At 62.3% G+C, this 6,145-nt stretch carries 7 protein-coding genes; 2 read left to right on the top strand and 5 right to left on the bottom strand.

What is annotated here, in order from left to right; translation table 11 throughout:
- The 5 genes from VII69_08620 to VII69_08600 form a co-directional block, all read right to left on the bottom strand.
- A partial coding sequence (locus VII69_08620) for a sigma factor (GenBank protein HEY5095162.1) occupies positions 1-254 on the bottom strand: 254 nt, incomplete at its 3' end.
- Positions 255-270: 16 nt separating this feature from the next.
- On the bottom strand, positions 271-1,176 hold the full coding sequence (locus VII69_08615) for a metallophosphoesterase (protein ID HEY5095161.1): 906 nt from the start codon (positions 1,174-1,176) through the stop codon (positions 271-273).
- Positions 1,173-1,490: a cupredoxin family copper-binding protein gene (locus VII69_08610; GenBank protein ID HEY5095160.1), complete on the bottom strand. Its 318-nt coding sequence runs from the start codon at positions 1,488-1,490 to the stop codon at positions 1,173-1,175. The genes VII69_08615 and VII69_08610 overlap by 4 nt, the downstream gene beginning before the upstream one ends.
- Positions 1,491-1,617: 127 nt before the next feature.
- Entirely contained in the window at positions 1,618-3,957 is a 2,340-nt protein-coding gene (locus VII69_08605; protein ID HEY5095159.1) for a pentapeptide repeat-containing protein, read from the bottom strand.
- Between the two features lie 2 nt (positions 3,958-3,959).
- The gene (locus VII69_08600; protein HEY5095158.1) at positions 3,960-4,352 is read right to left on the bottom strand and encodes a BlaI/MecI/CopY family transcriptional regulator; all 393 of its coding nucleotides are present in this window, start codon (positions 4,350-4,352) and stop codon (positions 3,960-3,962) included.
- A gap of 89 nt (positions 4,353-4,441) precedes the next feature.
- Between VII69_08600 and VII69_08595 the strand changes: the two genes are divergently transcribed.
- Entirely contained in the window at positions 4,442-5,686 is a 1,245-nt protein-coding gene (locus VII69_08595) for a hypothetical protein (protein ID HEY5095157.1), read from the top strand.
- A 135-nt stretch (positions 5,687-5,821) separates the two neighbouring features.
- Entirely contained in the window at positions 5,822-6,127 is a 306-nt protein-coding gene (locus VII69_08590; protein HEY5095156.1) for a hypothetical protein, read from the top strand.
- Positions 6,128-6,145 lie beyond the last annotated feature (18 nt).

Raw genomic sequence — 6,145 nt, 5'->3', positions numbered from 1 at the left:
GTCAGCGCCGCGTTTCGAGTGACGACCACAAGCCAAGGACTGAGCCCGGCGGCGCGAACGGTCATGCCGTCGCGCCGCCGCCACAGCGACGCGAATGCTTCCTGGACCGCGTCTTCGGCGAGCACGTCATCGTGTAGGACGCGGTATGCGACACCGCGGCAGCGCGCCGCGTAACGATCGTACGTTTCGGCGAGCGCACCGGGATCGCCGGCGCGCAGACGCGCGATGACGGAATCGCCGCTCTCAATCACCATTACTGCCGTTGCTCTCCTACGATGCCAGCGACTGGTCAGCGATCGCGATGTTGTGCGATCCACCCTGCACGGTCACTGTACGGATGCCAAGAAGCTTTCCGAGATCTCCGGCCGGAACGGCGAGCGGTCCGGGATTGGGCGCTGAACCCGGCTTGGGCTGTGGAAACGCCGTGCTCGCAGCCGTATAGAATGTGATCTTGCCATCGACCTTCGAGAGGACCTGATGGATATGGCCGTTGAGCACGGTGACCGTGTCGAAGCGACGGAGTTGATCCAGCAGCTCCATCTGATCGTCGGTGGTCCAACCCCAATCGGGATAGACGGCGTAGAGTGGGATGTGCGCCATGACCACGATCGGCGTATCGGCGCGTTGTTTGGCGAGATCGGTGCGCGCCCATTCGAGTTGATCGCGGCCAAGGATTCCGCCTTTTGTGATATCGACGACGTTCGTGAGCGCGAGCGCGTGTACGCCGGCGGCATCATAGCTGAACCAGCGATTGCCCGATGGGTGTCCGAAGGCTTTGAAGAATTCGGTGCCCCCGTCGTTGATGACATCGTGCTCGCCAGGTACCGCGTAGTACGCTCCGGTTTTGATCGTCCCTAGCATTTGCTTGACGGTGTCGAGCTGATCGGGTTTGGACAAGTGCGTGAGATCTCCGGTGTGGATGACGAACTCAGGTGGTTTGTGCAACGCGTTGATCTTGTCGATGGCTTGCTGAAAGGTGGCGATGACATCCTGATTGGCTTTGCCGTTGAATCCGACGTGCGTGTCGCTGATCTGCACGAACGTGCGGTCCAGCGGCGGCATCGTTCCGCCGGAATCGTCGGCGAGCGCCCGGCCCACGATGCCCGCGCCCGAGAGCCCGTACACCACGCCGGTGCCGCACCAAGCCATGCACTCGAGGAATTCTTCGCGCTTCATCGTGAATTCGTTGCCTCCGTGACGATGACAGTGCCTTTCATGAAGGGGTGAGCCGCACAATGATACGTGTACTTGCCCGGCTTTGTGAATGTGTGCGACCACGCGTCGCCATTGCCGAGCCCTTTGGAATCGAAGGATTTATCGTCTGCGGTCACCGTGTGCGGGTCGTCATCGTGATTCGTCCATGTGATGGTCGTGCCGGCCGCGACGGTGATCATGGGTTGTTTGAATGCGTAGTCCGAGATCTGAACTGTTGCTTGCGAACCCGCGGTCATCACCGCGACCGCTGCGAGGGCGGGAAGTAGTAAATTCATCGGCATGCCTCAACTTTCTACGGCTTTAGCTGAAGTATGCCACCGTGCATCGTGCGGTTCACACGAAAAAGAAAAAACCGCCCGCATCGCGCAGGCGGCTTAACTAATTATATAGTCACAAAGGGCATCAAAAAGTGGGCGTGACGGCGCCTGTCAAACGCGAATGCGAGTACTTCTTTAGGTCGGCGCTCGAAATCGCTTGGCACGTCTCCACGTCGTTGTGCCAGTCGCAGATCTGCACGTCGCGGAAGTCCGCGCCTTTCGTGGACGCCCCCGAAAGATCGGCGCACGATTTGTCGTGCCGGATTCGATCGCCGCGGGTGTCGATGGAGGTGTTATAGCCGCACAGCCGGGCTCGCTGCAGATTTGCACCGTCCAGACGCGCCTGGCGGAAATCGGCCCCGGCGAATTCACCTTCGACAAGCTGCGCACCGGTCAGGTCGGCGGAGCTGAAGTCGGAGCCGTTCATGCGCACGCCCGACAGGTCCACTTGACGCAATTGCGCGCCGCTGAGATCGGCGCCGTCCGCCGTTAGGCCGCGGACGTTCAGGCCTGAGAACTTCATCTCGCGCAGATCGGCACCCTCAAGCTTCAGTCCTTGGATGTGGGCGCGCCGCAAGTCGACATGCGAAAGGTTGCAGCCGTTGAGGCGGGCGTTGGTCAGGTCGGTACCATCGAGCATCGCATCGTCCAGATCGACGCCGTCGAGAATCGCGCCGGCGAGATTCGCACCGCGGAGGTCGGCGCGCGAGAGGTCGGCGCCTTGAAGGCGGACGCCCCGGAGATCGAGATTGCGCATGTCGAGGCCGGACATATCGCAGCCTTGGCACGAAGTGAGCAATTGTTTGGCCAAGCCGCTGTGCAACATCGCCGCATCGATCGCGACGCCCTGGAGCACGATGCCTTCCATCTTCGCTCCGGTCCAGGATACGCCCTTAAGGTCGGTGCCTGCGAACACCGCATTCGTGAGATCGGCGTTGTCGAAGCGGGCGCCACTCAGATCGACGCCTTCGAAGTTCGTGCCGCGCAAGTTCGCGCCGCGCATGTCGGCTCTCGACATGTTGTCGCCGGTCAGCCGCAAGCCGTGAAGGTCGGTGTTGCGAAGATCTTTTCCGCTCAGGTCGCAACCCGCGCAATCCTGAAGCAGAGTGCGGACATCGAGGCCGTTACCTGAAAGGGCGACCATGTTCGAGGTGCCGGCGACCGCTTGAAGCGACGGCGGAGTGCTTTTCTTCGTCGCGATCCATGCGGATGTGGCCGGCTTGGAAGCTGCGACGGCCTGCCTTGCAATGACAGGTTTCGCGGCGTGGGTTTGCGCGGTTGCCGCTCTGGGCGCGGCGGCCAATGTGATGGCGGGCGCGCGCATGACGCCGACGATGAGCAGCGCAACGGCAAGCGGCACGATGGCCGCAACGGCCGCGGGCCGAATGCGCGGCAGGATGTCGCGTTCGGTGTTCATGAGAAGTTCTATCCTTTCGACGATTTGAGCGCGCGTGACAAGCGCTGCGGGCACCAGTGATTTTGCCGCCGGCATGTGCGAGAATTGTGCGATCCGCCATAGGCACTCGGCGTAGGACGTTGCGCTTGCATACTCCGCGACGACACGGTCGTCGCACGCGATCTCGCGCTCGAGATTGGCGCGGCCGGCGATGTAGCGCACGGCGGGGTTGAACCAGAACAGCCGCTCCGCCACGCGTTGGACAAACGCGGTCCAGTCGTCGGCGCGAAGAAGATGAGAATACTCGTGCATGACGATCTTGTCGAGCTCATCGGCTTCGAGATTTGCAGGCCATGACGCCGGCACGAGAATCGAGGGGTGCAAGAATCCGACGGCTGCCGGAACGTCGACGCCTTGCGAGACGCGCAGCGAAACGGCGCGGCCCGCCGCAGGTCGCGCCGACCAACGGCGAAGTCCCGCTTCGGCCGCCGCATCGAACGGCCGGCTGTCGCGTTTCACCGCCAGCAAGCGAGCAAGACTGAGCAAGACGCCGATGAGGCCGGCGATGGAGATCAATGCGAGAAGCGCGACGATCGCGAGGATGATATCGGGCATGTTTATCGGCAAGCGCGATGTGGGAAGCGCCGCCGGTAGAGAGGACGAGACTTGGCCGCCATCGCTCGTCGCCGATTTGCCGGCCGGGTTCACGCGTTCGCTGCGATAGATAGGGGCCGCGCCGGCGGGGGCGCCCGCGCTGTTTTCGCGAGCTTGAGTGATTTCGATGCGAGCGGGTTGTGCGCTGCTCGTGGACGCGTGCGTCACGGACCAACTAAAGCCGGCGACAGGCACCGCGGCTATGGCGATGAGCGCTGCGTACCATATCGCGTGGCGCGATGCCGCGTTCAGGCCTCTGACAAGGCGCAAGCTCACGGCGAGCACGATCGCGAGCAACGCGCCGAGCCAGATGCCGTCGATCAAAGCGTGGCCGAGAGCCGCCGCTGTCGAGGCGACTGTTTGGAAGGGCGGCATGTTCAGTGGTTCCTTTCGCCTTCGCGAGACTTGTCGATGAGGGCGCGCAGCCGGCGCAGTTCGGTCTGGTCGACCGACTCCGATTCGAGGAGGTTCAGAAGCAGCGCGCGCGGCGAACCGTCGAAGAACTGTTGCAAAACGTAGCCGACGACATCGCGGCGGACCGCATTGCGATCGACCGCCGGCTCGTAGACGTACGCTCTGCCCTCGGACTTGTGGCGCACATAGCCCTTGCGTTCGAGGGTACGGAGGACCGTGAGCACCGTTGTGTACGCGAGCAGCGGCTTGCCGATGCCGACGGCTGCGTCGGCCACCGTCGCTGGGCCGAGACGCCAAAGCGTGTCCATCACGCGGTGTTCCGCGGCAGTGAGGGTTGGTGATGTATTGCGTGCCATGGGGCAAGCATACATCGCGCGGTGGCGCTTGTCAACTATGTAACTAGTAGAAGACAGCCGCAGGGTCGCAAGAGCATGGATTGTCACGCTTGGCGTCGATACTCATGAGCGTGTGGTATTGGGGTGGCCGCTATATCCCATGGATAGGCAGGCTGGTCTTCTTTTTTTGGGCCGGCTCGTTCGTGGCGTGGCGGTTCTTAGGTTTTAGCTCGACCAGCGCGATGTCGACCGGCGCCGTCGTGGTCCTGGCCGTGCTTCTTTCCGGCGAGGCCGGGCAGTTCCGTTCGCGGCGCGAAGCCGTTCTCCGGCGTGAGGCCGATCCGCGCCAATTCGACGCCCTGAAAAGCGGCGAAGCCGTGGAGTTGGAGACCGCAGTCGCGGCACTCGGGTTCACGCGGCGCGGTGACTGCGTCTCGACAAAAGGCAACGCGATCGTGCGCAGACGCATCTTCGTGAATCGAGGGCGTCGCTCGATCGTCGCGGTTCTCTTCCACTCGTGCGCGCTGATCCCACCCGGAAAGGGTAAAGCGGGCACCGCGCCTGAGGAGCGCTCCGCCGGACCGACTTCACTGTCGATGGTCTCCTATGGCATGAACGGCTCGCTCGTGCGTTCGCGCAGCACGTCACCGGGCGAAAAGCCGATGCGCCCAGTGCCGCGGGAATTCGTCGAAGACTTTCCATCCGCATCGCCGTCGGAATTGTTGGACGCGCACGCGCGGCGTCTCGTCGCGCTCGAAACGCGCGACCGGACGCGGATGATCGAAGTCGATGAATGGTCGGCGTTCGCACTCTCGGACGCGTTGGACGATGCGTGGGCGCGGCGGATCGAATCGTTTGGCTGGACGCCGATGGCGTATAGGATGCTCGTCGCAGATTACCGCTGGTTTCGAGATCTGCCGTTCTTGGCGCAGGCTGCGGCGGTGTTAGCCATCATCGCGTTTGGTCCCGGCATCTTCTATTACGGCCGGAGCGCGTTTGCGTACCAAAGTCCGCAGATGCGCGCGATTCAGTTCACCCCGACCGCGATGGGCGCACGATACGACGTCCTGCATCCGCCCGTGTATCCGGGCGCCGTCCTCCAGCCAGGCGGATCGGCGCTCGATTCCGCCGGACGTATCGGGAGATCGACGGATTACGTCGCGCCCGCCTCGATCGAGACGGTGCGCCGCTGGTATGAAGACCGCACGCCCGCCGACGCCGCCGAGACCATGCTGCAAGTGTCCGGCCGCGAATATGTCAGGTTTACTGTGCGGCGCGCAAATTCGGATTCGGCGCTGGTCGTCAGAGAAGTCTCCGCCGGTGAGACCGACATCAACGTCACGGTCGTGCGGTAGCCGACAAAGCAGGAACGGGCATCTGGTCCGTGGCAAGCGTAGCATCCAATCACCGTCAACTTGCCAATCGTACCGCCGCAAACTTACATGCTGCAGGACTTTGGTATAGCGCTTAGTTATCTTTGGAGTGACATCATGCGCATGCTCATGCACGTTCAATTTCCGCTCGAACCTTTTAACTCCGCCGTTCGCGATGGAAGTGCCGGACAGAAGATCCAGAAAATTCTTGAGTCCATCAAGCCCGAAGCCGCCTATTTCTCCGAGCATCACGGACGCCGTGGCTGCACCCTCGTCGTGAATGTCAACGATGCTTCCGATGTCCCGACGTTGGCCGAGCCGTTGTTTCTCACATTCAATGCCGAAGTGGAATTCCGGATTGCAATGACACCCGAAGATCTAGGGCGCTCGAATTTAGACGCGCTCGGGAAAAAGTGGGCTTAGGCCAAACCACCGAAAGCG

The sequence above is a fragment of the Candidatus Eremiobacteraceae bacterium genome (assembly GCA_036511855.1).
Lineage (GTDB): Bacteria > Vulcanimicrobiota > Vulcanimicrobiia > Eremiobacterales > Eremiobacteraceae > JABCYQ01.
Note: the sequence above shows the minus strand (reverse complement) of the source record. Positions and strands in the feature narration are given on the sequence as shown.

Bases quoted from the DNA above. Each gene is read 5' to 3' on its own strand.
- VII69_08590 (HEY5095156.1), top strand. From the start codon at position 5,822: ATGCGCATGCTCATGCACGTTCAATTTCCGCTCGAACCTTTTAACTCC.
- VII69_08610 (HEY5095160.1), bottom strand. From the start codon at position 1,490: ATGAATTTACTACTTCCCGCCCTCGCAGCGGTCGCGGTGATGACCGCG.
- VII69_08615 (HEY5095161.1), bottom strand. From the start codon at position 1,176: ATGAAGCGCGAAGAATTCCTCGAGTGCATGGCTTGGTGCGGCACCGGC.
- VII69_08605 (HEY5095159.1), bottom strand. From the start codon at position 3,957: ATGCCGCCCTTCCAAACAGTCGCCTCGACAGCGGCGGCTCTCGGCCAC.
- VII69_08600 (HEY5095158.1), bottom strand. From the start codon at position 4,352: ATGGCACGCAATACATCACCAACCCTCACTGCCGCGGAACACCGCGTG.